The 23,873-nt window shown below is 52.5% G+C and carries 17 protein-coding genes and 1 pseudogene; 10 read left to right on the top strand and 8 right to left on the bottom strand.

Going from position 1 to position 23,873, the window contains the following annotated elements:
* Window positions 1-56: 56 nt before the first annotated feature.
* From SACSAC_RS03625 to SACSAC_RS03605, 5 genes and pseudogenes are all read left to right on the top strand, one after another.
* Window positions 57-1,163, top strand: coding sequence for a glycosyltransferase family 2 protein (locus tag SACSAC_RS03625; RefSeq protein ID WP_037283584.1), 1,107 nt, complete (start codon window positions 57-59; stop codon window positions 1,161-1,163).
* Window positions 1,164-1,433: 270 nt separating this feature from the next.
* Window positions 1,434-3,716, top strand: a pseudogene (locus SACSAC_RS03620) (preprotein translocase subunit SecA).
* Between the two features lie 135 nt (window positions 3,717-3,851).
* Window positions 3,852-4,229 (top strand): hypothetical protein, encoded by a 378-nt coding sequence (locus SACSAC_RS03615; RefSeq protein WP_037283581.1) that lies wholly within the window; start codon window positions 3,852-3,854, stop codon window positions 4,227-4,229.
* Window positions 4,230-4,308: 79 nt separating this feature from the next.
* Window positions 4,309-5,292 carry an AraC family transcriptional regulator gene (locus SACSAC_RS03610; protein ID WP_037283578.1) on the top strand — a complete coding sequence of 328 codons (984 nt, stop codon included), beginning with the start codon at window positions 4,309-4,311 and terminating at the stop codon, window positions 5,290-5,292.
* A gap of 224 nt (window positions 5,293-5,516) precedes the next feature.
* Window positions 5,517-6,482 carry an SDR family oxidoreductase gene (locus SACSAC_RS03605; protein ID WP_037283575.1) on the top strand — a complete coding sequence of 322 codons (966 nt, stop codon included), beginning with the start codon at window positions 5,517-5,519 and terminating at the stop codon, window positions 6,480-6,482.
* Window positions 6,483-6,506: 24 nt separating this feature from the next.
* On the opposite strand, the gene SACSAC_RS03600 is transcribed toward SACSAC_RS03605, so the two are convergent.
* The 3 genes from SACSAC_RS03600 to SACSAC_RS03590 form a co-directional block, all read right to left on the bottom strand.
* Complete coding sequence (locus tag SACSAC_RS03600) at window positions 6,507-7,097, bottom strand: TetR/AcrR family transcriptional regulator (protein ID WP_037283574.1); 591 nt, start codon at window positions 7,095-7,097, stop codon at window positions 6,507-6,509.
* Between the two features lie 96 nt (window positions 7,098-7,193).
* Window positions 7,194-8,567, bottom strand: a complete 1,374-nt coding sequence (locus SACSAC_RS03595; protein WP_037283571.1) for an MFS transporter — start codon at window positions 8,565-8,567, stop codon at window positions 7,194-7,196.
* 128 nt (window positions 8,568-8,695) lie between these two features.
* Complete coding sequence (locus tag SACSAC_RS03590) at window positions 8,696-9,544, bottom strand: helix-turn-helix transcriptional regulator (RefSeq protein ID WP_037283568.1); 849 nt, start codon at window positions 9,542-9,544, stop codon at window positions 8,696-8,698.
* Window positions 9,545-9,767: 223 nt separating this feature from the next.
* Between SACSAC_RS03590 and SACSAC_RS03585 the strand changes: the two genes are divergently transcribed.
* Window positions 9,768-11,846: a beta-galactosidase gene (locus tag SACSAC_RS03585; protein ID WP_037291924.1), complete on the top strand. Its 2,079-nt coding sequence runs from the start codon at window positions 9,768-9,770 to the stop codon at window positions 11,844-11,846.
* Between the two features lie 129 nt (window positions 11,847-11,975).
* On the opposite strand, the gene SACSAC_RS03580 is transcribed toward SACSAC_RS03585, so the two are convergent.
* Window positions 11,976-13,019, bottom strand: coding sequence for an LLM class flavin-dependent oxidoreductase (locus tag SACSAC_RS03580; RefSeq protein ID WP_037291922.1), 1,044 nt, complete (start codon window positions 13,017-13,019; stop codon window positions 11,976-11,978).
* A gap of 211 nt (window positions 13,020-13,230) precedes the next feature.
* Between SACSAC_RS03580 and SACSAC_RS03575 the strand changes: the two genes are divergently transcribed.
* The 3 genes from SACSAC_RS03575 (at window position 13,231) to SACSAC_RS03565 (ending at window position 16,584) form a co-directional block, all read left to right on the top strand.
* Window positions 13,231-13,587: a DoxX family protein gene (locus SACSAC_RS03575; protein WP_037283565.1), complete on the top strand. Its 357-nt coding sequence runs from the start codon at window positions 13,231-13,233 to the stop codon at window positions 13,585-13,587.
* Window positions 13,588-13,648: 61 nt separating this feature from the next.
* Window positions 13,649-14,074: a MarR family winged helix-turn-helix transcriptional regulator gene (locus SACSAC_RS03570; RefSeq protein WP_245608571.1), complete on the top strand. Its 426-nt coding sequence runs from the start codon at window positions 13,649-13,651 to the stop codon at window positions 14,072-14,074.
* Between the two features lie 215 nt (window positions 14,075-14,289).
* Complete coding sequence (locus SACSAC_RS03565; RefSeq protein ID WP_051506830.1) at window positions 14,290-16,584, top strand: sensor domain-containing protein; 2,295 nt, start codon at window positions 14,290-14,292, stop codon at window positions 16,582-16,584.
* Window positions 16,585-16,729: 145 nt separating this feature from the next.
* On the opposite strand, the gene SACSAC_RS03560 is transcribed toward SACSAC_RS03565, so the two are convergent.
* Window positions 16,730-17,935 (bottom strand): alpha/beta hydrolase family protein, encoded by a 1,206-nt coding sequence (locus tag SACSAC_RS03560; protein WP_037283558.1) that lies wholly within the window; start codon window positions 17,933-17,935, stop codon window positions 16,730-16,732.
* 137 nt (window positions 17,936-18,072) lie between these two features.
* Here SACSAC_RS03560 and SACSAC_RS03555 point away from each other — a divergent pair, with 137 nt between their 5' ends.
* Window positions 18,073-18,522: a MarR family winged helix-turn-helix transcriptional regulator gene (locus SACSAC_RS03555; protein ID WP_037283556.1), complete on the top strand. Its 450-nt coding sequence runs from the start codon at window positions 18,073-18,075 to the stop codon at window positions 18,520-18,522.
* Between the two features lie 89 nt (window positions 18,523-18,611).
* Here the strand turns inward: SACSAC_RS03555 and SACSAC_RS03550 are convergent, their stop codons facing one another.
* From SACSAC_RS03550 to SACSAC_RS03540, 3 genes are all read right to left on the bottom strand, one after another.
* On the bottom strand, window positions 18,612-20,567 hold the full coding sequence (locus tag SACSAC_RS03550) for a beta-glucoside-specific PTS transporter subunit IIABC (RefSeq protein ID WP_037283553.1): 1,956 nt from the start codon (window positions 20,565-20,567) through the stop codon (window positions 18,612-18,614).
* A 261-nt stretch (window positions 20,568-20,828) separates the two neighbouring features.
* Entirely contained in the window at window positions 20,829-21,659 is an 831-nt protein-coding gene (licT, locus tag SACSAC_RS03545) for a BglG family transcription antiterminator LicT (protein WP_037283552.1), read from the bottom strand.
* Window positions 21,660-22,000: 341 nt separating this feature from the next.
* Window positions 22,001-23,440 (bottom strand): 6-phospho-beta-glucosidase, encoded by a 1,440-nt coding sequence (locus tag SACSAC_RS03540; RefSeq protein ID WP_037283549.1) that lies wholly within the window; start codon window positions 23,438-23,440, stop codon window positions 22,001-22,003.
* Between the last annotated feature and the right edge of the window lie 433 nt (window positions 23,441-23,873).

Genomic DNA, 23,873 nt, shown 5'->3' with positions numbered 1-23,873 from the left:
AAAGTGGGCAAGGATAAAAAACGCCGCGCGCGTACGCGGAGAAAGGGGTTGATCGCATGACGACGTTGGAAATCGTCAGGCTGGTCATCGGATTCGCGGGAATGGCCATCGGCGTTCTTATGTTCTGGTCGCTGCCGGTGCCTCGTTCTTCTTCCCGGAGCAAGACCGACCTGCCGTTTCTGTCCATCATCATTCCGGCCAGAAACGAAGAAAACCGAATCGTGCCTTTGCTGCAATCGTTGAAGCAGCAGCGGTTCAAGTCGTTCGAGATTCTGGTGGTCGACGACGATTCGTCGGACGGGACGGTCGCCGTCGCTCAAAGCTACGGCGCTCAAGTATTGCGCAACGACGGATCGGGCAAATCGTCGGCCTGCTGGTACGGCGCCGGACAGGCCCGGGGAAAATGGCTGTTATTTTTGGACGCGGATACGAAATTCGACAGCGAAGACGGGTTGAGCAATCTGCTGGAGTTTTATCGCGAAAAGGGAGCCCGAGGCATTACGGCGCTGCAACCTTTTCATACGGTAGAACGGTTGTATGAGCATATTTCCGTCATCTTCAACATCATCGTGGTGGTCGGGATGAACCTGTTCACGATCCGGGGCTCGAAGTTCAAAACCGCCGGTTCGTTCGGCCCGTGCATTTTATGCGATCGCGACGATTATTTTTTGTCCGGCGGGCATCAAAAAATCGAAGGCGCGATCATGGACGATCTGGCGCTGGGCGAAGCGTTTCTCGAACAGGATCTTCCCGTTCGCTGCCTGGGCGGCAAAGGCATCATCTCGCTGCGCATGTATCCGGAAGGCGTAGGCAGCTTGATCGAGGGATGGTGCAAAAGCTTTGCCGTCGGCTCCAAGTCGACGCATCCCCTTGTGATGCTCATGGTCATTTTCTGGATTACCGGCAGTTTTACGACAGTAGGAGCGTTGGTGTCTTCCCTCGTCGAGCAGAACCTTATCGCTATCCTGCTCAGCGGGATCTTGTACGTGTTGTATGCCGTTCAGACCGCATGGTTTGCCGGACGGGTCGGAAACTTCAAAAAAGCGATTTTTGTTGTGTATCCGGTATGGTTCGCGTTTTTCATCGGGATCTATCTTTATTCCTTCATACGGGTGAACGTTTTTCACTCCGTCAGTTGGAAAGGGCGTAAAATCAAGGTCTGAATGCGGGATGACCTGCTATTGCAGACGTCGCCGAGCAAAGGAATTCCTATTCGTTTGAAAAGCTTGAGTGCTGCAGAAAATTTTCGGTAAACTGTTTTTCTTGACCCCTTAAGGATCTCTTTAGGGGTCTTTTGGACGTTCCTTCATTTTCAATATTCATTTCTAAAGTGTAAACTATACCCTATAGAGGAGCTGAACGGAATGTTGATAAACAATTTCAGTTCAGCTGTAGCGAGGGAATGGTATCCAACTTGAAAGGACCTGATTCCGATGAGTCCGTCTGTCGATTTGATGCGAAAGTTCAAAGACCGAGATGCGCAAAACCAATTGAATGCTTATCGCGACCGAGTGAAGAAAATCCGTGAACGTAACTTAAGCACATGGAGCGATGCTGAGCTCCAAGCAGAGTCGCGTCAGCTGCAACGGCAAGCTAAGTCCGGCATGCCTTTAAGCGAATTGCTTATAGACGCTTATGCTTTGGTCTGTGAAGCGGCGAAACGGATACTTGGCTTGAAGCCTTATGACGTGCAGATCATTGCCGCGATTGCTCTGCATAAACGTTATCTTATCGAACAAGATACAGGTGAAGGCAAAACGCTTTCTGCTGTTATGCCAGCCTTCCTCAATGCTCTGACAGGTGAAGGCGTCCATATATTAACGTTCAACGACTATCTGGCCGATCGGGATGCGAAGTGGATGGGACCGATCTATCAATTTCTTGGCTTAACCGTAGGCTCGGTGCAAGCGGGAGCGAGTTTTGCCGCGAAAAAGGAAGCCTACGCGCAGGATATCACCTATGTTACCGCCAAAGAGGCGGGATTCGATTACTTACGCGATACCCTCGCACTTGCTGAATCGGATATGGTGCAGCGTCCTTTTCATTATGTCGTCGTGGACGAAGCTGACTCGCTGCTGCTCGATGAAGCACGGGTTCCATTGGTCATTACCGGAGAACGGGATGCAAGCGACGAGATCGGAATTCGTTTTGCGGAAGTCGCTCGGCAGCTCAAGGCAGGGGAAGATTACGAGTTCGATGAATTCGGACGCAATGTCTATCTGAATGAAATAGGGGCTGCCAAGGCAGAGTCTTTGCTGGACTGCGGAAGCTTATACGATCTTCAGCATACAGAAACGTTGACGTCGCTCAACTGCGCGCTGCATGTCGAAGTTCTGCTCAAAAAAGACGTCGATTACATCGTGCGCGACGGTAAGATCGAACTGATCGAGGAGCATACCGGGCGTATCGCCGAGAACCGATATTTGCCCGACGGGCTTCAAGCGGCGCTCTTTGCGAAAGAAGGATTGAAGCCGGCAGCAAGAGGGAAAATATTAGGTACAATCACCTTCCAGCATTTTATAAGCCTATATCCGAAAATCTGCGGAATGACCGCTACCGCACATGTTTCCGCTACGGACTTCGAAGAAATTTATCATTTACAGGTTGTTCGCATTCCGCCGAATCGGCCGAACATCCGAATTGATCATCCGCATCGCATATACACGCACAAGGAAACTAAGCTTCAAGCCTTGGTCCAAGAGATCTCGTCGATCCATACCGCAGGTCGACCGATTCTGATCGGGACGTCAAGCGTGGAAGAGTCCGATCAATTGGCAAAAGCACTGCAAACCTCGAATGTCTCTTGTCATGTGCTTAATGCGAAAAACGATGCCGAGGAAGCCGCGATTGTCGCAAAAGCCGGAGAGGTCGGGGCTGTTACGGTATCAACGAATATGGCAGGACGAGGTGTCGATATTCGGCTCGGCGGCGGCGATCCGGTGCAAGCGAAAAAGGTAGCCGAATTGGGAGGGCTGTACGTGGTCGGCACCTGCGTGCATGAAAGCGTGCGGATCGACGACCAGCTTCGCGGACGTTCAGGACGTCAGGGAGATCCGGGAACCTCCGTATTTTTTATCAGTCTGGAGGATGAGTTGTTAGTGCGCTTCGGTCTCGGTCAGAAGGCTGCTCGCATATCCAAGCAGGATCAAGAATTGACTGAGCCGATTCTTCGTGACAAAATCACTCATGTCCAGCGTGTGATCATGGGCCAAAACTTCGATATTCAGCTCGAATTGAATGCCTACTCGGATATGGTAGAAGATCAGCGGCGTATTTTGTACCAGGAGCGTCTTCGGGTATTAAAAGACACACAGACAATGAGTCCGGCAGAGCAGCGTATCCGCCTTTTTTTCATTGATCAGTTCTGGGCAGAGCATTTGGCGTATACGGCTTATCTTCGCGAAAGCATTCACCTGGACGGATTGGTCAGCCGAAATCCCATCGACGAATTTTTTAAGCAGATTACCGGGGCTTATCAACAGATTCCGGATCAAATTTCTAAAGCATCGGCAGAGATGTTTACAAAGATCGAAGGGTCAGACGACCCTGCAATTTGGGAAAAGTTCGGTCTAAGAAGCCCTATGTCTACTCGAACTTATATGATCACCGATCAATATATTTAAAATAGCCGAAGTTCCTGGACCGGGACAACCGTTACGGCTTTTTGGATTCGTAAAATACTCGATCCGTTACTGAAAAAAGTTTTAAAAACGTGAGCGTTACTTTATTTTACAATGAAGAAAATTTTATTTGCTTACTATTGAACGATCTGACGAATTTTTATAAAATTAAGTCGTACATGGATGAGGGCGATGGGGCGCTTCGATCTTATGGTACAAGGGGACCCTGTAATGAGCGACAAAGAAATATTAAGAAACAAGCTGCAAGCCATTTTGATTTTGATTAAAGCTTTCATGAAAGAATCTTCGATGACTTATATTGAAGGGTCGTCCGAGATCGTGGAAAGCGGCGCTTATGAATGGCTGCCTTTGACGCCCGGACAAACGCTCGACCAGGCCGAGATTTGCGAACAGTATACGATCATTTTGCAAGAAACGACTCATTTGAAGCTGGACGGGGAACTGCTGAAGCAGTTTAAAGAAAGCGGAGAACGCGTGCTCAGTTTCTTGAGGCAGGATTCGATCGTGTGGCAAAGCACCGGTCCCGAAGTGTATGAAGAAATCGTTAGAGAACTGGATGCTCAGTTGGAACTGAGTCAAAGCATTTGAACGCATAGCCTGTCGCCGACCGACAGGCTTTTTGCAATGCTTATCATGATGAAGCGGTCAAGCGGAGGTGCGGGTCAACATGATTGATGAACAAGACGAAACTTTTTCGAACGAACAGCGCATGCGGGCCGAAGCGGAAACGAAACGTCTGGCTTCTCTGATTGCTTCCCATATCCATACGGACGGAACGGGCGAATCGTCGATTCATGGCTTGTACCTGAACCGTTATTCGCGGATCGAGCCTTCCGATTATTCGTATACGATGTATTGGCCGACGGTAGGGATGGTCGCGCAGGGCAAAAAAACCGTCAAAGTCGGCGAAGAGGAAACGGAATACGGCGGTTCGAAGGTCATCGTGGTGCCCGTCGCGATCCCCGTACGGATGCATACGATTCAGGCCAGCCCGACAGAGCCTTTTTTGGGCGTCGGCGTGTATCTGAATCCGCAAAAAATCGCCGCGCTGATTCCCCGGGTTTTTCCTAACGGACTGCCCAAAGCGAAATCGTATCGCGCCAAATACGTGCTGGAATCGCAGCCGGAACTGATCGCCGCGATATCGCGCTTGGTCGCCTGCCTGGACGACCGGCAGGACGACGGCTTGTTGGCTTCGCTCGCGATGGACGAAATTTTCGTTCGCCTGCTGCGCAGCCCGATCGGCGTCCATGTGGCGGAAACGGCACTGGCGGAATCGAACGTTCGGCGCATCGCCGAAGCGATTGCCTGGCTTCAGCAGCATTTTGCCGAACCGTTGAAAATGGCAGACTTGGCGCAGCGCGCGCATCTCAGCGAATCGTCGTTCCGGGCACAGTTCAAATCCGTCACGTCGATAAGCCCGCTTCAGTATCAAAAAGAGCTGCGTCTTCAGGAAGCGCGCCGTTTGATGTTGGCAGGCGAATACGACGCGACGACGGCCTGCCGGCTGGTCGGTTATATCAGCGACGCGCAGTTCAGCCGCGATTATCGTCGGTTGTTCGGCAGTCCGCCGAGCCGCGATATCGCCAAATGGAAACAAGTCGAATTATCCTCCGGTATGCAGGCGAACGCGAACAAGGCAAACTTGTAACGGGCTCGATGTCCGTCGTTCCCGGCTTCCGGAAACCTGTATCCCCTTCAACCCGCAGCTTCAGGCTTTGCGGGTTGTTCGGCTTATCCGCATCTTCGTCGGATCGGGCAAAAAACGGCGCAAAACAGTCAAAGATCGTTCGAGCGAACCGTATATACTGAGCACAAGCCGAAAATACGATCCGAAAAAGGCGTCGGGATCGACAAATCGAAGGAGATGGAAAAATGAAGGTGTTGGTAACGGGAGCGAACGGATTCGTCGGTTCCGCGATTGTGCGGGAGCTTCAAGAACGCGGGCATGAAACGGTGGGACTGGTGAGGTCGAAAGAAGCGGCCGAGCAGTTGGAGAAGGCCGGAGCTAGGGCGATCCGGGGATCGATCGAACGCGAGGACCTGCTGCGAGACGCGGCGAAAGAAATGGACGCGGTCGTTCATACGGCTTTTTTTCATAAATTTTCGCAGGCCGGATTCTCGGCGAAAACGCGCATACTGCTCGGAGGAAGCCCGGGCAATATTTCCGCGCGATTCATGGGGGAAGCGGTCGGGGCGGAGGGCCGAGCGATCCGCGCCTTGGGCGCAGGATTGACGCGAAAAAGCGGAAAGATCGTCATCGCGATACCCACGATGACGTTGAAAGCGGGAGCGGTGGGAGAAGAAAGCGACGCGGGAGATCCCGGGTCGGTCGGAGGAGGTCGGGTCGCGTCCGAACGGACCTTGTTCGAGCTTGCCGGACGCGGACTATCCGCGTCGCTGGTCCGTTTGCCGCCGATCGTGTACGGAACGGGCGACCGGGGCGGTCTATTGCCTTCGTTGATCCGGATCGCCCGATCGAAAAACGAGGCTTCTTATATCGGCGACGGCATGAATCGCTGGGCCGCCGTGCACCGATCGGACGCCGCGAAGCTGTTCGCTTTGGCTGTCGAACAAGGCGAATCCGGTTCGCGGTTTCATGCCGTCGCAGAATCGGGCCTGCCGTTCAAGCAGATCGCCGACAGCATCGGCAGAAATACCGGCAAACCGGTCCGATCGCTGCAGCCGGCGCAAGCCGGAGCGTACTTCGGCTGGCTGTCGTCTTTCGCGGCGGCGGATAATCCGGTTTCTTCCGAACAAACGCGGGAACAGATGGGCTGGAAGCCCGAGGAGCGGAGCTTAAGCGAAGAAATGGAACAGGGAGACTATTTTAAATCTTAACGTACAGGCATTGCCTTGACGCGTCTACGGGGTCAGCGCGCGCACGAACGTCCGAACGCTCTCCTCGATCACGGCATCCAGAGACAAGCCCGGGAAGCGGCTTCCTTCGACCAAGTCGCTGAGAAAAATTCCGTAATTCGTAGAGATGAAAGAAAAGGCTTGAAGTTCCGCATTCGTTTCGATCAGTTTGCCTTCGACACTCATGCGCTTGAAATATTCCGTCAGAAAAGCCATGAGCTGACGGGGGTGTTCGGACGTGTTTTCCAGAAAACCGGGAAGGTTTTCCGCTTCCTTGAGTCCGATCAGGATCATCTTGCGGTTGCGGTTCATGATCTCATGGTAATTACGGCTGATCAGCAGAAGATCCGCGTGCAGTTCTCCGACCAATCTTTCGCTGAAGATCCGGCTCATTTCTTCCTTATAATGAAAACGGCCGAATGCCGCTTCGAGCAGGTTCTGCTTGCTGCCGAAATTGCGGAACAACGTTTTCTCGCTCAAGCCCGCAGCCGTCGCGATTTCGAGCGTCGTGACGCTTTTATACCCTCTGCTTGCGATCAGATCGATCGCGATCCGCATCATCTTGTCACGATTGCTGTCTTTTCGATCCTCGTTCATTCATTCACCTCATCACGGGTACGCTCCGATATCCATGCGGACCGGAGCGTCATCTGGATGATGATATACGATCCCGCATAGGTTGTCAATGATCGCTCAAGCCTTGCGCCGCGCGGCATTATCGAAGAAAATCCGATAAAAAACCGTCATTCCGACCGTCAAAAACGCAAGCATGATCAGGATATTGCTGTGCAGCAATCCTGCGCCGCCGGGCGGAATCGGGTTGAGTCGAACGGTCGTGGTTCCCAGATCCAGCACCTTCCCGGTCACGGCCGTAACGGCGGCCATCGCGATGAAGTTGGACATGGACAACAAGCCCATTCCCGTGCCGACCTGTTCCGGAGCCAGGGCCCGGGACACAGTGTTCGATAACGTAATTTGCATATAGGATTGACCGAGAACGCCGAAGATCAGGAAGACGGCAATCCAGATCGGCGAGAATCCTACTGCGGACGACAAGCATAGGAAGCCCGTGATCAGCAGGGTCGAAGCGACGTAGAGCAAAGCCGCATTGCCTTTTTCATCCGCAAGCTTGCCGCCCCGGCGTCCGAGAAATGCGGTAATAAGCGCCGACGGAAGCATCGCGGCTCCGATCATCACGGGCGAGAATGCGTACACGCCGGCCAGAAGCTGAGGCGCGATGAAGGGGATGCCGGAGCTGATCGCCATCATGAAAAAGGCAAGCAGCAGGCTGGACGAATACGCGCGGTTCCGGAAGATCGCCGGCGCGATAAAAGGTTCGGCTGCGGAGCGGATACGCCAAACGAACAAAATCAACAGCACGGTCCCGATTCCGACATACCGAATTTGCAGATTGCTTAACGCCAGCAGCATGGACGCTACGGTTCCCGCAAGCAGCAAGCCGCCGAGCAGGTCGATCTTTTTGCCGGAACCTTTCGCATCGTCCAGATATTTGCGGTAAAAGGGAAGCGTCAGCAGCGACAATACCGGAATCGCGAACAGCACCTGCCAACTCCATGCGCTGGTGACGAATCCGGCCGTGATCGGTCCGATCGCCGAACCGAGCGAGATGCCGACGGCCATCGTGCCTAGAGCGCGACCGCGCTTCTCAGGAGCAAAGTAGCGAACCGGAATGATCATGGCCACCGCAGGAATGACGGAAGCGCCGACAGCCTGCAGAATTCGCGCGACGATAATCATCCCGTACGAACCCGCGATCAGCCCGATCAACGACCCGAAGACAAGGAAACAAAGCCCTGATGTCAGCAAGCTTTTCAGGCTGTATTTCTCGGAAAGTTTGCCGAACGTCACGGTTCCGATCGCATACACGATCAGATATCCGGTGACGATCCAACTGACCTGCGAAGGAGAGAGCGCAAACTCCAGGCTGATGACGGGGAGCGCGACGTTAAACATCGTTCCGTTCATCACGGATAAAATCAAAGTGAACACGAGGATGCGCATGAGCGCATTCCCGTTTTTCGGAAGGGAAGACGGAGCGGTAGACATGGAAGTTCCTCGATTCTGTATCGAATGTAATGACTGTCAGTACTTACTGTCATTCTATAGGATCATAGTCGATATGGACGGGAACTGTCAATCTGAAATCAAAAAACGAGCAGCAGGCAAAAAAAGTTTTATGCCCGTCTGCTCGTCCGAAACTGCTCCGGCGTCATTCTTTCTACTTTTCGAAAACATTGAATGAAATAACTGCTTTGAGAAAAGCCCGAGGCAAGCGCGATGTCCTTCACCGTGAGGTCGGTGGACACCAAAAGCTGTTTGGCGCGAAGCACGCGGGCTTCCAACAAATAGACGCTTGCCGTTCGGCCTATCAACTGATGAAACTTGCGGCTGAAGTACGGCGGACTGTAGCCGCTGGAAACCGCGATCTCGGCGATCGAAAGTTCGGGGTCCGTGCACCGGCTGCGAATCCGATCGGCCGCGGCATAAATACCGGGGATCGACGGATCGCGGGGCAAAGCCAGCGGCGAAGCTTCGTGTACCAGGTTCGCCAGCAGCTCGTACAAGAGCGCGGAAATTTCGGCTTCTTTTCCGAAATCGGAGGCTCGTCCGATCGTAAGCAATCTTTCCATGCAGTCATGCACGCGCGTCTCGTCCGGCAGTCCGAACATCCACACCTCGCCCAGTCCGCGATTGCCGAGCAGCCGATCCGCGACCGCGCACGAAAAGTGAATCCAACGAATATCCCACGGTTCCGCGAAATCGGAAGCGTAACGCTGCGCGGTGCCCGGTCCGTATAAAAATCCGCTGCCCGCGCCGAGTTGGAACGCGCGTCCGGCGGAAGTCACGGTTCCTTTTCCGCTGCGCACGATATGCAGATTGTACAGCCGATCAAGCTGAAGATCGCCGCTTCGGGCCGGACGGTCGACGGCATGCGCCGGATGGTCGCCATAACCTCCGATAAAGTCCGGATAACACAGCAAATGCGTCAAAGAAGGCGCAGGGAAAAAAATATGCTCCTGCATGAAATGACCTCCCGTCATAAGAAATGATTGATATGCAGCTGATTAATTGTATCATCAAAACAAGATAAAGCAGACTAGATAATCGCAAAAAAATGATATATGCGCAAGAAATCGTTATATCGGGTTTCCCGGAATCCGTTTACAATCAAAAGTACGGAGGGCCTTTTTGGTCCGGAAAAACAGAAGAATTCCCGTACGCGGAAAAAACGGAGGACTGCGCATGATAGCGAAATCGATCAAGCTCGACACGCTGCAATTAGGCGTCTGTTATTACCCGGAACATTGGTCCGAAGAACTATGGGAAGACGATTTCAAACGGATGCGGGACATGAACATTTCCACGATTCGGATCGGAGAATTCGCTTGGGCATTATTCGAACCGGAAGAGGGCGTGTTTGAATTCGAACTGTTTGATCGGGCGTTGAGTGCCGCGCATCGTTACGGCCTTCAAGTGATTATGGGAACGCCAACCGCGACGCCGCCGGCTTGGTTGACGCATAACTACCCGGAAGTATTGAACGCGGCAGCCGACGGAACGTTGTATCGGCACGGAATGAGACGTCATTACAACTACAACAGCCCGAAATATCGTGAATTCTGCGCAATCATTACCCGGGAAATGGCTGAGCATTTCAAAGATCATCCGGCAATCATCGGTTGGCAGCTCGACAATGAATTCAACTGCGAGACCAATGTCTTCTATGCCGAAGCCGATCATGCTGCGTTCCGCGAATGGGCAAAACGCAAATACGGAACGTTGGATGCGCTTAACAGAGCTTGGGGAACCGTCGTTTGGAGCCAAACTTATACGGAGTGGGAGCAGGTTCATTTGCCGCGCCCCACGGTTGCCGATTCGCCGAACCCGCATCTGGCTCTGGACGAAAAGCGATTTATTTCGGATAGCGTGATCGAATTCGCTCGCATTCAGGCCGATATTTTGCGCGAAGTCGCGCCGAACCATTGGATCACGACCAACGGTTTGTTCGGTCATTTGGACAGCCATGCGCTGACGGATGAGCTGCTGGACTTTTTCTCCTACGACTCGTATCCGCAGTTTTCGACCATTTTCCCGAGTGCTGACGAAAATCCGCTGTTGGATCGGAAATGGAGTCTGAATCTGAGCGCCGCGCGCGATATTTCGCCGAACTTTTGCATCATGGAGCAGCAGGCGGGGCCGGGCGGTTGGGTGAATCGGATCGATATGCCGTCGCCGCGTCCGGGACAGATGCGGTTGTGGACGTACCAGTCGGTGCTGCACGGAGCGGATTTGGTGCTGTATTTTCGCTGGCGCACGGCTACGGTCGGCACGGAAATCTATTGGCACGGATTGAACGATTACCACAACCGGCCGAATCGCAGAGTGCGCGAAGCGGAGCAGGTGGGACGCGAGTTTGCGCAGATCGGGGACATGATCGCGGGCACGACGTACAAAGCGAATATCGCGATTCTGCGCGATTACGACAACGACTGGGACGGGGAGTTCGATGTCTGGCACGGACCGTTGACCGCACGCAGCACCAATGCCTGGTTCAAAAGACTTCAGTATCGGCATATCCCGGTCGATTGCGTCTCGTTGTCGGCGGTCGGCGCGGACTTGGACAAGCTGCTTCGGTATCAGGTGCTGGTGTATCCGCATGCGGCTATTTTGACTGAAGAAACGGCCGAACTGCTGAAGACTTATGTCGAACGCGGCGGCAAACTGATCTTCGGCGCACGGACCGGCTACAAGAATATTCACGGACATTGCCGGATGCAGCCGTTCCCGGGACCCGTTGCGGAGCTGTGCGGAATCACGGTAGAGGACTTTACGCTGATCAAGGGAACGGTAAAAGCGCCGGCACTGCGTTGGACGACTTCGCACGGAGAATCCCCGGAGACGTTTGCCGAAGCCTTCAACGATATTTTGCAAGTGGAAGATCCCGCGGTCGAAGTATTGGCCGAATATGCAAGCGATTATTACGCAGGCAGTCCGGCATTGACGAGACGCAAGCACGGATCGGGCGAAGCTTGGTATTACGGAGCGGCATTCAGCGACGAAGCAGTCGAAAACCTTTTGAATTTGCTTGCACTGAACTCGCCGACTTCCGCATGGCTGCAAGCGCCCGAGCAAGTCGAAGTCGGCATTCGCGAGGCGGATGACGGATCGGAGCGCGTCTTCCTGCTGAATTACGGAGCCGATTCCGCGCGCATCACAGTAAAAGAAGATTATACGGATCTGCTCGGCGCTTCGATTACGGAAGGCGAGCTTGATCTGCCGGCATACGGAGTCGCTATTTTGGCGAAAAGTTCGGTTTCCGATTAAACGGTTTACGGACAAAACATAAAGGCACATCAAAGACTCTTCTTCGGCTGCTGGCTGGAGAAGAGTCTTTGGCATGATTGATTATCGAATCAAAATCGAAAAAGAGGCTTAAGCGCTCGGCATGATCATTTAGCTCCGGCTTCCTTCTATACGAGCCAACTCTTTTTGCACGATCGGGACGACTTTCGTTCCGAACAGCTCGATTGTGCGCATCACGTCGCTGTGCGGCAGAGCGGATACGTCGACATGCATCAAGAAACGCGTCAGTCCCAGATTTTTGCGCAGAAGCACGATTTTCTCTGCCACATATTCGGGATCGCCGACATAAAAAGCGCCGCGGAGGCTTCGGGAAGCTTCGAACGACTGCCGGTTGTAAGCCGAAAAGCCTCTTTCCTTACTGATCGTATTGACGATATCGACCGTGGCCGGGAAATACCGATCCGCGACCTCCGCGTCGTTTTCCCCGATAAAGCCGTGCGAATGCACCGACACCTGAAGCTTCGACGGGTCATGTCCCGCGCGAATACCGGCTTCTTTGTACATTTTGACCAGCGACGCGAAGCGTTCCGGCATGCCGCCGATAATCGCAAAGCATACAGGCAGTCCCAAGACTCCCGCGCGGACGGCGGATTCAGGACTGCCGCCTGTTCCGATCCAGACGGGCAAAGGGTTTTGTTCGGAACGCGGATAGACACCCAAATCATGGATAGCCGGCCGATGTTTGCCTTCCCAAGTCACTTTCTCCGAATCGCGGATGCGCAGCATCAGATCCAGCTTTTGCTCGAACAGTTCATGGTAATGATCCAAGTCGTAACCGAATAGGGGGAACGATTCGATAAACGATCCGCGCCCGGCCATGATTTCGGCGCGGCCGTTCGATATTGCGTCGACGGTGGCGAAATCCTGATACACGCGTACCGGATCTGCCGAAGACAATACGGTTACGGCGCTCGACAAACGGATCTTGCTTGTTTTTGCGGCACCCGCGGCCAAAATGACCGCCGGGGCGGAACTGGCGTATTCGATCCGATGATGCTCTCCGATCGCGTAGACATCCAAGCCTGCCTGCTCGGCAAGCACAATTTCGTCGATCGATTGTCGGATTCGCTCGGCATGAGTTGTTGAAGACGTTCTTGGATTGGCCTCCAAAAAGGTACTGATGCCGAATTCCATATCAGAAGAATAAGTATTCATGGGCGGACTCCTTTTTAAAAAAGAATAAAAAATATTTAATCTGAAAATAGCCTAACATTAGGATTATCATTCGTCAATCTGATTGGGCTCAAAAAAGTAAAGAAAAATGAATTGACAAACCTAAAATCCTAATGTTAGGATTAATTCATCCTAAATGTAGGGTAAATCAAAAAAAGAGGGGTTACTACTCATGGCTATTCTTTCTATCGTTTTGCAAATTTTGTTGGGTATCGGTTTTATTATGTTCGGAATGATGAAGTTCGGCTCCAAACAAATGGTCGACAATTTTCAAACCTACGGCTATCCGGCTTGGTTCCGCGTTTTTTCGGGATTGGTCGAAGTCGGCGCCGCAGTTCTTCTGATCGCGGGGATCTGGAACGGAACGTTAGCCGCTTGGGGCGCGCTGTTGGTCGTAGCTACCATGATCGGAGCCTTATTGACGCATATCAAAATTAAGGACACAATGAAGAATATGATGATGCCGTTCATTTTGCTGGTACTCGGCGCCGTCGTCTTATTGATTCATATGCAGCAACTATTCGGATAACTGGCAGCCGGCCGGTTCTCGGGGAGGACTTTTCATCGATACCAATCAGGAGAACACGCAGTTGGATCTTCGACTCTTTCGGATTTGGGGCAAATCGTCCGAAGTGCTCGGCAACAATATCGTAAAAGAAATCAAAAGCTATAAGTTGAGTCTGGACAGTTTTCGCATTTTGGAACTGCTATACAGCAAAGGGCCGCACCCCGTTCAAAAAATAAGCGAAAAATTTTCGATTCCGAGCGGCAGCATCACGTACGTGATCAACAAGCTGGAGAAGCAGAAGTTGGTCGTTCGCCGGCAGAATCCGGAAGACGGACGGGAATCCAAAGTAGAATTGACGGCAGAGGGAAAAGCCCGATTCGACGAAATTTTTCCCAAGCATGTCGAAGCGATCTCGGACCAATTTTCCGTGTTGTCCCGGCAAGAAAAAGAGCAGTTGATCGAACTGTTGAAAAAAGTAGGCTTGAACGCTCCGAGGTCGGATGCGTAGAGCAGGAACACGAACAGGGCATCAGCGAGAACCGGAATCGTCCGTCGGGGACATTTCCGGTTTTTTGGCGCGTTTGCGGATTTTTGCTTCATTAATTCTGGTATTCGTACGCCTGCTGAGATAAAATTAAGTATTTCGATCCATCTTTTGTTACAGCGACCGCGAATTAAGGTACTTTGAGATAAGAAGGAACGCGAAAGGGTAGATGATCAGCCATGGACGAATCGGAGAAAAAAGGACAATTTCCGCATATGCAGAACCAAGACGATTCCGGCCGCTCGGAAAAGCCGCTCTCGGAATATTCTGCAAACGACGGTCAAGCCGCCGCTTTTCCGCTGCTTGCGGAAGAGCAAAACATTTACCGCTCGTTGTACACCTTCAGTACCGACGCCGTTTTTCTGCTGGATGCCGAAGGCAGTATCATGGATATCAATCCCAGCGGCGAAAAAATGAGCGGCTACAGTCGGGAAGAGCTTCGGTATTCGGATTTCAATCGTTTTCTGCTTCCCGCGGACGTGCCGAAATCGAAAGCCGGCTTTCAAGCCGCTTTTGCGGAAAAACGTACGGGAACGCTGGAATTTTCATTCCGCTCGAAAACGGGCGGGCTGGTCACGGTCAACGCGACCATCGTACCGATCTTGAAAAACGGCGAAGTCGCGGGGTTGCTCGGCATTTCCCGGGACATCACGGAACAGGAGCAATCGGTCCGCATATTGGATGCCCAAAACAAAGTGCTTGAAATGATCGCCAAATCCACCCCGCTCGAGGAAACGCTGGACAAGCTGCTGCATATGGCGGAATACCAGACGGGAGCCAAATGCTCGATTCATCGCTATAACAAAAAAAGCCGCACGTTGTCCAATCTTGCTGCCCCAAGTTTGCCGGACGATTATATGAACGAGGTAGAAGGCGTCAAGGTCGGCGAACGGGGCGGTTCGTGCGGCGCGTCGGTGTCAAGAAAAGAAATCGTGATCGTCGAGGATATCGAGCATAGCGAACTTTGGGAGCTTTACCGGGATATCGCTCTTCGGAACGGTCTTCGCGCAGGCTGGTCGCTTCCGCTAATCGATGGGGAAGGCGAGATTTTGGGCACTTTCGCGATGTATTACGAAGTGAAGCGGCTGCCGACGGAAAAAGAGATGGAGCTGATTCGCAAAACCGGGTATTTGGCCCGATTGGCGATCGAGCAGGACCGTTCCGCTTCATTGATCTACCGAATGGCGTATCATGACAGCTTGACAGGTTTGCCGAACCGTCGTTCTTTTCAGGAAAAGCTGAGTCGTTCGATCGCCGAAGCTTTGCGGAGCGGCGACAAATTATCGATTCTGTACGTGGATCTGGATCGGTTCAAGACAGTCAATGATTCGCTGGGACACGGCGCGGGCGACGCGTTGCTCGCGCAAATCGCCGCACGGTTGAAAAGTTCGCTGGACGCCGAGGCGTTCATCGCGCGTCACGGCGGCGACGAGTTCACGATTTTGACGGAGGATTGGCGAGCGTCGGAAGCCGGAGCTACGGCCCAACGGATTCTCGACGCGTTCGCCGAACCGTTCGAAGTCGGCGGCTATGAATTGTTCGTCACGCCGAGCGTCGGGATCAGCATCTATCCGGAGCATGGCAATAACGCGGCCGCGCTGCTGCAGCATGCGGATGCCGCCATGTACAAAGCCAAAGAAGCCGGCAAAGATACCTATGCCGTGTACGATGCGGAAGACGAGACGAAGACCGGGGCAAGAATCCTGTTGGAGAACGACCTGCGCAAATCCTTGGAGAAAAACGAATTGCATCTGTATTATCAGCCGCAAATTTCGCTGTTTCCGGAGCAGCGGATCGGAGCGGAGGCGCTGCTCCGCTGGCATCGGGGCAGCAGCGAATGGGTCTCTCCGGCCGACTTCATCCCGTTGGCCGAAGAAACGGGTTTGATTATTCCCATCGGGGAGTGGGTGCTTCGAACGGCGTGCAGGCAGGGCAAGCACTGGATCGATGAAGGATACGAACCTTTTATCATGGGGATCAATTTGTCTCCGAGGCAATTCCGGCAGCGCAATCTGGTCGAGTTGATCCGCAGCGTTTTGGACGAGACCGGCTATCCGCCGCAATTTCTGGAGTTGGAAATCACGGAAGGGATGACGATGGACGTGGAATCCGCTTCGGAGAAAATGCGACAGCTTCGCGATCTGGGCGTCCATATTTCGATCGACGATTTTGGGACCGGCTATAGCTCGTTGAATTACTTGAAAAGGCTGCCGATCAGCCGCCTCAAAGTAGACCGTTCTTTCGTCCAGGACGTCGAGACCGATCTGGGCGACCGCGATATCGTCAAAGCCATCATCTCGATGGCGCACAACCTCAGAATCACCGTGATCGCGGAAGGCGTGGAGAACGAGGAACAGCTCGCTTTCCTCAAAGAAAACGGCTGCGACGAAGTGCAAGGTTACCTGTTCGGACGCCCCGTCCCCGCCGACGAGTTCAGGCGGGGCATGGATACGCAGAATGCGTCGAAGCAATAAAACAAGCATGGCAAAAAGACAGAGCAAGGCCAAGCAGCTGGCAAGCTCCAATAAAGTCCGGCTTATCGCGCGCGACGAATTGATCGGGATGCATCCCGCTGAACGTCAAAGCCGCTTCTGTCATAAGAAGCGGCTTTTCCGATGCTTATATTTCGGAAACCGATGTCGGGTGGTTTCGGAACGGATTCGCCGCTTTTTTGCTGCGCACGCGTACGCCTTCAAACTTCAGGTTGTCCATATCGGCATTTTCTTTTCTTCGCAAATACCGCTTGAAAAAAGCAAGATGATACGACGACAGAACGTTCCGCAGCAGCGTCTTGTCGCGTTTGCCGAGCAATTTCAGCAGCTTGAGCTGCGGCGCGTAGAAGATCATGTCGGTAAAGTCCATATGCTGCGTGTTTTCGACGATGATGAAATACGCGTCGTTCGAATTCGCCAGAAAATTAGGCCGCGCCAGCAGGTCCATCAGTTCGCTGCCCAAAATCATGAACGGCTTTTGCAAATCCCGATCCCAATACTCGCCGTAAGTGGGCGCGTCGATATTGACTCCGCAAACAAACCGGGGATCGTCGAGACAGACTTGGCTGGCCGTGCAGCCTCCGTAGGAATGGCCGGTAATGCCGAAGCCGAGCTCCAGATCCAGTTTGCCTGCGAAAAGGGAACCCGACGCTTGTCCGTTCAGCTGCTCCAGCATATCGGCGATAAAAATATTGTCATCGGCCCAAATTCGGATATGTTTCCATACTTTCGTGGATTTGAAATTTTCGAAAAAATGTGCGGCGGCAGGCCCGATTTCTTCATCGCTGTAACTTTGTTTTTTCATGGTTTTGAACGTCGGCTGATTGCGTGCCATCGTTTGCTTGAATTCATTGCCGATCGATTCGTCCGCCATCACGATCCGACCGTCGGGATACCGGATCGCGCTGGCTTCGTACGGGTGGCCGACAGAAACGACGATATATCCTTGACTGGCTAAATCGCAGCACAGAACGACGTTTTGCATCATATGGCTGGAATACCCGTGGTTGAAAAAGACGACCGGATACCGTTCTTGATTTTCGGAAACGGGCAGATCGCGGTACGCGGGAATAGGCATGAATCGGTTGTTGGCGGATACGATTCCTTTGCTTGCCTTTTTGAACGATTCGGCTTCTTCTTTGAAAGAATACAGCGACGGTTCGCGGTTTTGCGCATTGTCGGACGGGTAGAAGATCAGAATAGGAATTTCCCTGAATTCGTCCGGCGCAAAGTCGAAGAGACCTTGACGCGTCGGATCGGTAAAAGACATTTCGTTCAAGCCGACGATATATTCGCCCGGCGGTTCAGGGAATTGTTTATTTTTACGCAGCATTGCGATTCCTCCATGTGTATGAGTATAATTAGGTAGGTTTCCAACCTAATTTAAAATGAGTATACGTCAATTTCTATATAAACACAAAATTTCCGATTTACAGGGTCGGATTCAAAAAAAGTTGCGGGGGATTTCGATTGAAAGAAAATCAAGCAGCAAGCGTAGACCGATTAGTCGAGCAGTTTTCGAACATGGCCAAAATGAGCTGGAACAAAAAAACGATCTGGGGATTGAAAGCGAGCGAAGTACGGGTTTTGCTGGCAATCCGAAAAGAAGGAACGCAGGATCGCCAAGCGACCGTGTCCGAGATCAGTCGGGTGCTGAAAGTTACTTCGCCGACCGTGACCCAAATGATCAATAATTTGATCCGAAACGGTTATGTGTCTCGCGTCAAGCATTCCGGCGATCAACGGATATCGCTGTTGACGCTTACGCAGCGAGGCGAAGAGTGCGCGGACGAAGCGAACAGGAAGTACACGGCGCTGTTTCAAGGCATGATCGATCATTTGGGCGAAGAAGACAGTGAGCATCTGATCAAACTATTGGCGCAAGTGTTCGAGTACTTGGAAGACCATGATTTGGAGTGAAATTCATCATTTATATTCAAATGAATAACAACGCAAAAAGCCTCTTATAGGGAGCATAAGAGGCTTTTGCAAAATTGAAGGTTTTTTGCTTAAGAAACTTTGTCCGATTCCGCGTCGCTTCCCGGAACCGTCTCCAGCAACTCGTCCCCGGCCTGTACCTCGCCTTGCTGCAGCGGCAGCACATCGGCATAGTCGAACGTATTGGTCACGATTACCGGCGTAACGGTCGGATACCCCGCAGCGCGGATCTTTTCGATATCGAATTCAAGCAGCAGCTGTCCGGCTTTGACCCGGTCGCCTTCCTGGATATGCGAAGTGAAATGCTCGCCGTCCAGCTTGACCGTATCGACGCCGACATGCACCAGAATTTCCGCGCCTGTGTCGGATACGACAGCCAGCGCATGTTTCTTTTTAAACGCAACGGTTACGGTACCGTCGAATGGAGCCAAGACGCGACCGACGCTTGGCTCGATCGCAACGCCTTTACCCATTGCTTCAGCGGCGAAAGCCGGGTCCGGTACATCTGCCAAAGCTACAACTGTTCCGCTGAGCGGGCTAAGAGCTGTCTCGCCGACGCTGCCTGCTGCGCTTGCCGTTGCCGGAGCGCTGCTCGAAGCTGGCGTCGTGATGCTTTTGCCCGTAGAAGAAGCATCGGATTTAACTTTTTCTCCTTCGCCTTCTTCAACCGGGTCTTTGAAGCCGAGGATGTAAGTCAGCGTCGCCGAGATGACGAACGAAGCCACGATACCGATGATCAGAGCCGGGAAGCCTTGACCGCCGGGGCCGTAGAAGATCGGCAGGGTCAGCAGGCCGGGTGCGCCGGAAGCGAAAGCCTGCGTACCGCCTTGACCGATAATCGCGCCGCCGACCGCACCGCCGATGATGCCTGCGATAAACGGACGTTTAAGCGGCAAGGTTACGCCGTAGACGGCAGGTTCGGTGATGCCGAATACCGCCGATAAGGTAGCGGAGCCGGCCAGCGTTTTGAGTTTTTTGTTTTTCGTTTTCAACATAACGCCGAATGCGGCACCGGTTTGGGCGAAGACAGAAGCGGTAGCGGCCGGCTTGATGCCGTCGCGTCCGTAAACGGCGATGTTGTTGATGAACACCGGAACCAGACCCCAGTGAACGCCGAAGATGACGAGCAACTGCCAGCCTGCGCCTAAGATGGCGCCTGCAATCAGCGGACTGAACGAGAAGGCAGCGAGCAGGGCATCGGCGATGCCGTTGCCGACATAGACGCCGAACGGTCCGAAGACCAGCAGGGTCAGCGGAACCATGACCGCGAGCGAGATCATCGGAGTCAGGAAGTTTTTCACGCTCTCATGGATCACGCGGTTGAAGAACTTCTCCAGCTTGCTCATGACGATAACGGCCAGGATGATCGGAATGACCGTCGAAGAATAGCTCATCATGACGACCGGAATACCGAAGAAGGTAACATCGGTTTCGGCGCCGTTGAGCGCAGTGACCGAAGGAAGCAGCAAGGCTCCGGCTACGGTCATGGCCGTAAAGATATTACCGCCGAACTTGCGGGCTGTCGTAACAGCGAGCAGTATAGGCAGGAAGTAGAACAAGCTGTCGGCCGCGCCGAACAGGATAATGTAGGTCGAGCTGGTTTTAGGCAGCCAACCGAAGTTGTCCGCGATCAGCAGCAGACCTTTCAGGATACCCGCGCCGGCCATCACGCCGAGCAGCGGAGCGAAGATACTGGAGATGACGTCGATCACGGCACCGAAACCTTTTTTGCCGGCCGATGCTTTGTCTTTCGACTTCTCGCCGTCTTTCGATTCGTTCAGAATACCGGAGACTTCGCCGATCGCGGCATAGACTTCCGGAACTTTGTTGCCGACGACGACCTGGAACTGACCGCCGCTTTCTTTCACTGTGATGATACCGTCCAGCTTTTCCAATGCGGCTTTGTCGGCTTTGGCATTGTCCTTCAGGGTGAAGCGGAGCCGGGTTGCGCAGTGGACCAGGGAAACGACGTTGCTTTCGCCGCCGACGCCCTGCACGATTTCGCGCGCCAATTTTTCTTGACTCATGAATTGCACCTCCAAATATTTTCTTAACATGAACATTTTGGGTGATTTTGACAAACAAAAAACCTAAGCCTCGAAAAAGAGCAGAAAGAAAAAATCCGCTATTTTTCGCGACTTAGGTTTTGCCTGCATCACCAGTAACAATCCCGATCGATGATATTCGGTTTGGATGTGTTTAGGATATAACGCTTTCAACCACTTGTCAACGCATACATTGCGATTCTTTTTATTTTTTTCGCGCAAATCGTTCGGATGGTGCTTAGGTTAACGATTCACTACGCGTTCCAGATGAACGGTCAGATACAGCATTTCCTCGTTGGTTAGCTCGTGATTATATTCTTTTAACACGAAATTGCGGATTTTTTCCGTACAGCGGGCGGCTTCGGGATGCTTTTCCTTAATTGCGTCATAAAGATGATCGTAGTTATTTTCGTAATGCGTGCCTTTGAATACCCGCTGCGCGAAAAACTTCAGATGGGTGATAAAGCGGAAGTAGCTCAGCGAATCCTCGTCGAATTCCGTTTTAAAATGGTATTTGACGATGTTGATGATCTGCTGCATGAATTTGGTGATGTTCATCGTCGTGGAGACGTCCTCGTTCATCTCCGCGTTGACGATATGGATCGCGATGAACGCGGCCTCGTCTTCGGGAAGCTCCAGCCCCATTTTGACGCGGATTTGCTCCAGCATTCGCAGGCCGATTCCGAACTCGTCCTTATAGAGCTGCTTCACTTCCCACAGCAAGGCGTTCTTGATCTCGATGCCTTCGTTATGCCGCTCGATGGCGAAGTTCACGTGGTCGGTCAGCGATACGTACAGATTTTCATTCAGTTTGCGACTCAGCGTCTGTTTGGCATGAACGATGATTTCTTCGACAATGACAATCAGCTCGATCGGCACTTCACGCAAAAGCATTTTGAAGTTGTCGGAGGTCTGTTTGTTTTTGAGGGCGAAGACTTTTTGGACATTGCGTTCATCTACCGGGTCGCCCGGCTTTTTCTTGAACGCGATGCCCCGGCCCATGACGACCAGTTCGGTGCCGTCCGCCTGATAGACGCTAACGACGTTATTATTGATGACCTTGGCTATTTTCACGGTGCTTCCCCTTTCAACACAAATAAACCCAAGGCACGGCAAATCGGCAAGACTCGCAATTACGCTCGGCGTCTCGATCTGCTGCGACTTAGGTTTTGCCTGCGTTTGCAGTAACAATCCCGGTTGGACTTATCAAGTTATCATCTAGTGTAGCGGGAGGTTGTTAGGCTGTCAACGCTTTCAGTAAAGTTGATGTCAGGAATTTTTCGAAAAAGAGATTGGCAATGCAAAGAAGATACCCGGATCGGAAATGAAGGTTTCGCATCCGAATGGAAAAAGGCCCGATCCCTTGACGGAATCGAACCTAATCACCCTATAGCCTGGAAGCTTAAACAGAAGGATTAACCTTCCAGATCCGTACCATCGCTTGCGATAACGGTCTTGTACCAGTTGAAGCTTTTCTTCTTGGAGCGTGCAAGCGTACCTTCGCCCGCGTTGTCGCGATCGACGTAAATATAGCCGTAGCGTTTGCGCATTTCGCCGGAAGACGCGCTGACGATATCGATCGGGCCCCAGCAGGTGTAGCCGAGGATGTTGACGCCGTCCTGAATCGCTTCGCCCATGGCGGCGATATGGCGTTTCAGGTAGTCGATGCGGTAATCGTCGTTGATGCTGCCGTCTTCTTGCGGCTCGTCATGCGCGCCGAAGCCGTTTTCCACGACGAACAAAGGTTTTTGGTAACGGTCGTGCAGTTGGTTGGCCGTGATGCGCATGCCGAGCGGATCGACCGTCCAGCCCCATTCGGATTTTGCGAGATAAGGGTTGGCAACCGAACCGAACACGTTGCCGCTGGTCATGTTTTTGTTGATTTCGGGATCGGTGCTCGTCGTTCGGCTAGAGTAGTAGCTGAAGCCGATGTAGTCGACGGTGTTGTTTTTCAGAATCTCGGCGTCGCCGTCTTCCATCGCGATATCCAGGTTATGATCGCGGAAGAAACGCTTCGCGTAACCCGGATATTCGCCGCGCGATTGCACGTCGATGAAGAAGTACGATTCGCGGTCTTTTTCCATCCCTTGATACACGTCTTCCGGGTTGCAAGTGAACGGATAGAAGCTGCCCGCCGCCAACATGCAGCCGATGATCGCGTCCGGCGCAATCTCATGGCAGGCTTTAACCGCCAAAGCGCTCGCGACGAGCTGGTGGTGAGCCGCTTGGTATTTGATCTGCTCCGCGTTGTCGCCTTCTTCGAAAACGAGACCCGCGCCGAGGAACGGCAGATGCAGCAGCATATTGATCTCGTTGAACGTCATCCAGTATTTAACCTTGTTTTTGTAGCGCTCAAGAACCGTCTTCGCATACGTCTCGAACAGGCCGACCAGCTTGCGGTGACGCCAACTGCCGTATTTTTCGACCAAGTGTACCGGAACGTCGAAGTGGGCGAGAGTGACAACAGGCTCGATCCCGTTCTTGATCAGTTCATCGAACAGATTGTCGTAAAATTGCAGACCTTCCTCGTTCGGCGCCGCTTCTTCTCCCGTCGGGAAAATACGCGCCCAAGCAATCGAGACGCGCAGCGATTTGAAGCCCATTTCGGCAAACAACGCGATGTCTTCCTTGTAACGGTTATAAAAGTCGATCGCTTCGTGCGACGGATAAAATTCGCCTTCGATCGGAGTCAGGGAAGGCACGTCGCCTTTCATGATCGCGCGGCGTTTGTCGCCGGTCGGCAGCAAATCGACGACCGTCAATCCTTTGCCCCCGTCCAGATAAGCTCCTTCAGCCTGATTCGCCGCAATCGCGCCGCCCCACAGAAAATCTTTTGGGAATGCATAGTTAGTCATGTTATTTCTCCTCCCGAATGATGGATGAATAGGATAAACGCCTGTTTAGGCAAATAAAAAACCCGAACCAACCCGGCTGCATATAAACGCAGTTCAGGTCAGCTCAGGTTATGCCCAAATGGTAACATCCCGTGAATGAATATGCAGTTGATCAAAGTCGTGCTTTCAACCTCAACTCTAAAGATTGTCGAGACAAATGTCAAATTCAAAAAGAAATAAAAGCTTCATGCTTTTCAGGTTTTCGAAAAATTTACGTTGGCGGGGGAAGCGAAAAGACTACGAGAAAAATTCGTTCAATCCGCTGTCTCACTTGGAAAACTGGATTGAAATTTAAGATGTGGTTTTCCAAGTTCAAAGGCGTCTTTCACTGAATTTTTCTCTCCGTCTTCTCGCTTCCAGCTACGTTGGGCTTTTTCGACAAGCTGAAAAGCAT

The sequence above is a fragment of the Saccharibacillus sacchari DSM 19268 genome, assembly GCF_000585395.1.
Lineage (GTDB): Bacteria > Bacillota > Bacilli > Paenibacillales > Paenibacillaceae > Saccharibacillus > Saccharibacillus sacchari.
The sequence above is the reverse complement of the archived record's forward strand: the minus strand, read 5'-3'. Positions and strand labels throughout refer to the sequence as shown.

What these genes read in the sequence shown, in the direction of transcription:
- SACSAC_RS03595 (WP_037283571.1), bottom strand. Translation starts at nt 8,567, where the DNA reads ATGTCTACCGCTCCGTCTTCCCTTCCGAAAAACGGGAATGCGCTCATG.
- SACSAC_RS03600 (WP_037283574.1), bottom strand. Translation starts at nt 7,097, where the DNA reads ATGAACGAGGATCGAAAAGACAGCAATCGTGACAAGATGATGCGGATC.
- SACSAC_RS03625 (WP_037283584.1), top strand. Translation starts at nt 57, where the DNA reads ATGACGACGTTGGAAATCGTCAGGCTGGTCATCGGATTCGCGGGAATG.
- SACSAC_RS03550 (WP_037283553.1), bottom strand. Translation starts at nt 20,567, where the DNA reads ATGAGTCAAGAAAAATTGGCGCGCGAAATCGTGCAGGGCGTCGGCGGC.
- SACSAC_RS03540 (WP_037283549.1), bottom strand. Translation starts at nt 23,440, where the DNA reads ATGACTAACTATGCATTCCCAAAAGATTTTCTGTGGGGCGGCGCGATT.
- SACSAC_RS03565 (WP_051506830.1), top strand. Translation starts at nt 14,290, where the DNA reads ATGGACGAATCGGAGAAAAAAGGACAATTTCCGCATATGCAGAACCAA.
- SACSAC_RS03605 (WP_037283575.1), top strand. Translation starts at nt 5,517, where the DNA reads ATGAAGGTGTTGGTAACGGGAGCGAACGGATTCGTCGGTTCCGCGATT.
- SACSAC_RS03590 (WP_037283568.1), bottom strand. Translation starts at nt 9,544, where the DNA reads ATGCAGGAGCATATTTTTTTCCCTGCGCCTTCTTTGACGCATTTGCTG.
- SACSAC_RS03580 (WP_037291922.1), bottom strand. Translation starts at nt 13,019, where the DNA reads ATGGAATTCGGCATCAGTACCTTTTTGGAGGCCAATCCAAGAACGTCT.
- SACSAC_RS03575 (WP_037283565.1), top strand. Translation starts at nt 13,231, where the DNA reads ATGGCTATTCTTTCTATCGTTTTGCAAATTTTGTTGGGTATCGGTTTT.
- SACSAC_RS03610 (WP_037283578.1), top strand. Translation starts at nt 4,309, where the DNA reads ATGATTGATGAACAAGACGAAACTTTTTCGAACGAACAGCGCATGCGG.
- SACSAC_RS03615 (WP_037283581.1), top strand. Translation starts at nt 3,852, where the DNA reads ATGAGCGACAAAGAAATATTAAGAAACAAGCTGCAAGCCATTTTGATT.
- SACSAC_RS03560 (WP_037283558.1), bottom strand. Translation starts at nt 17,935, where the DNA reads ATGCTGCGTAAAAATAAACAATTCCCTGAACCGCCGGGCGAATATATC.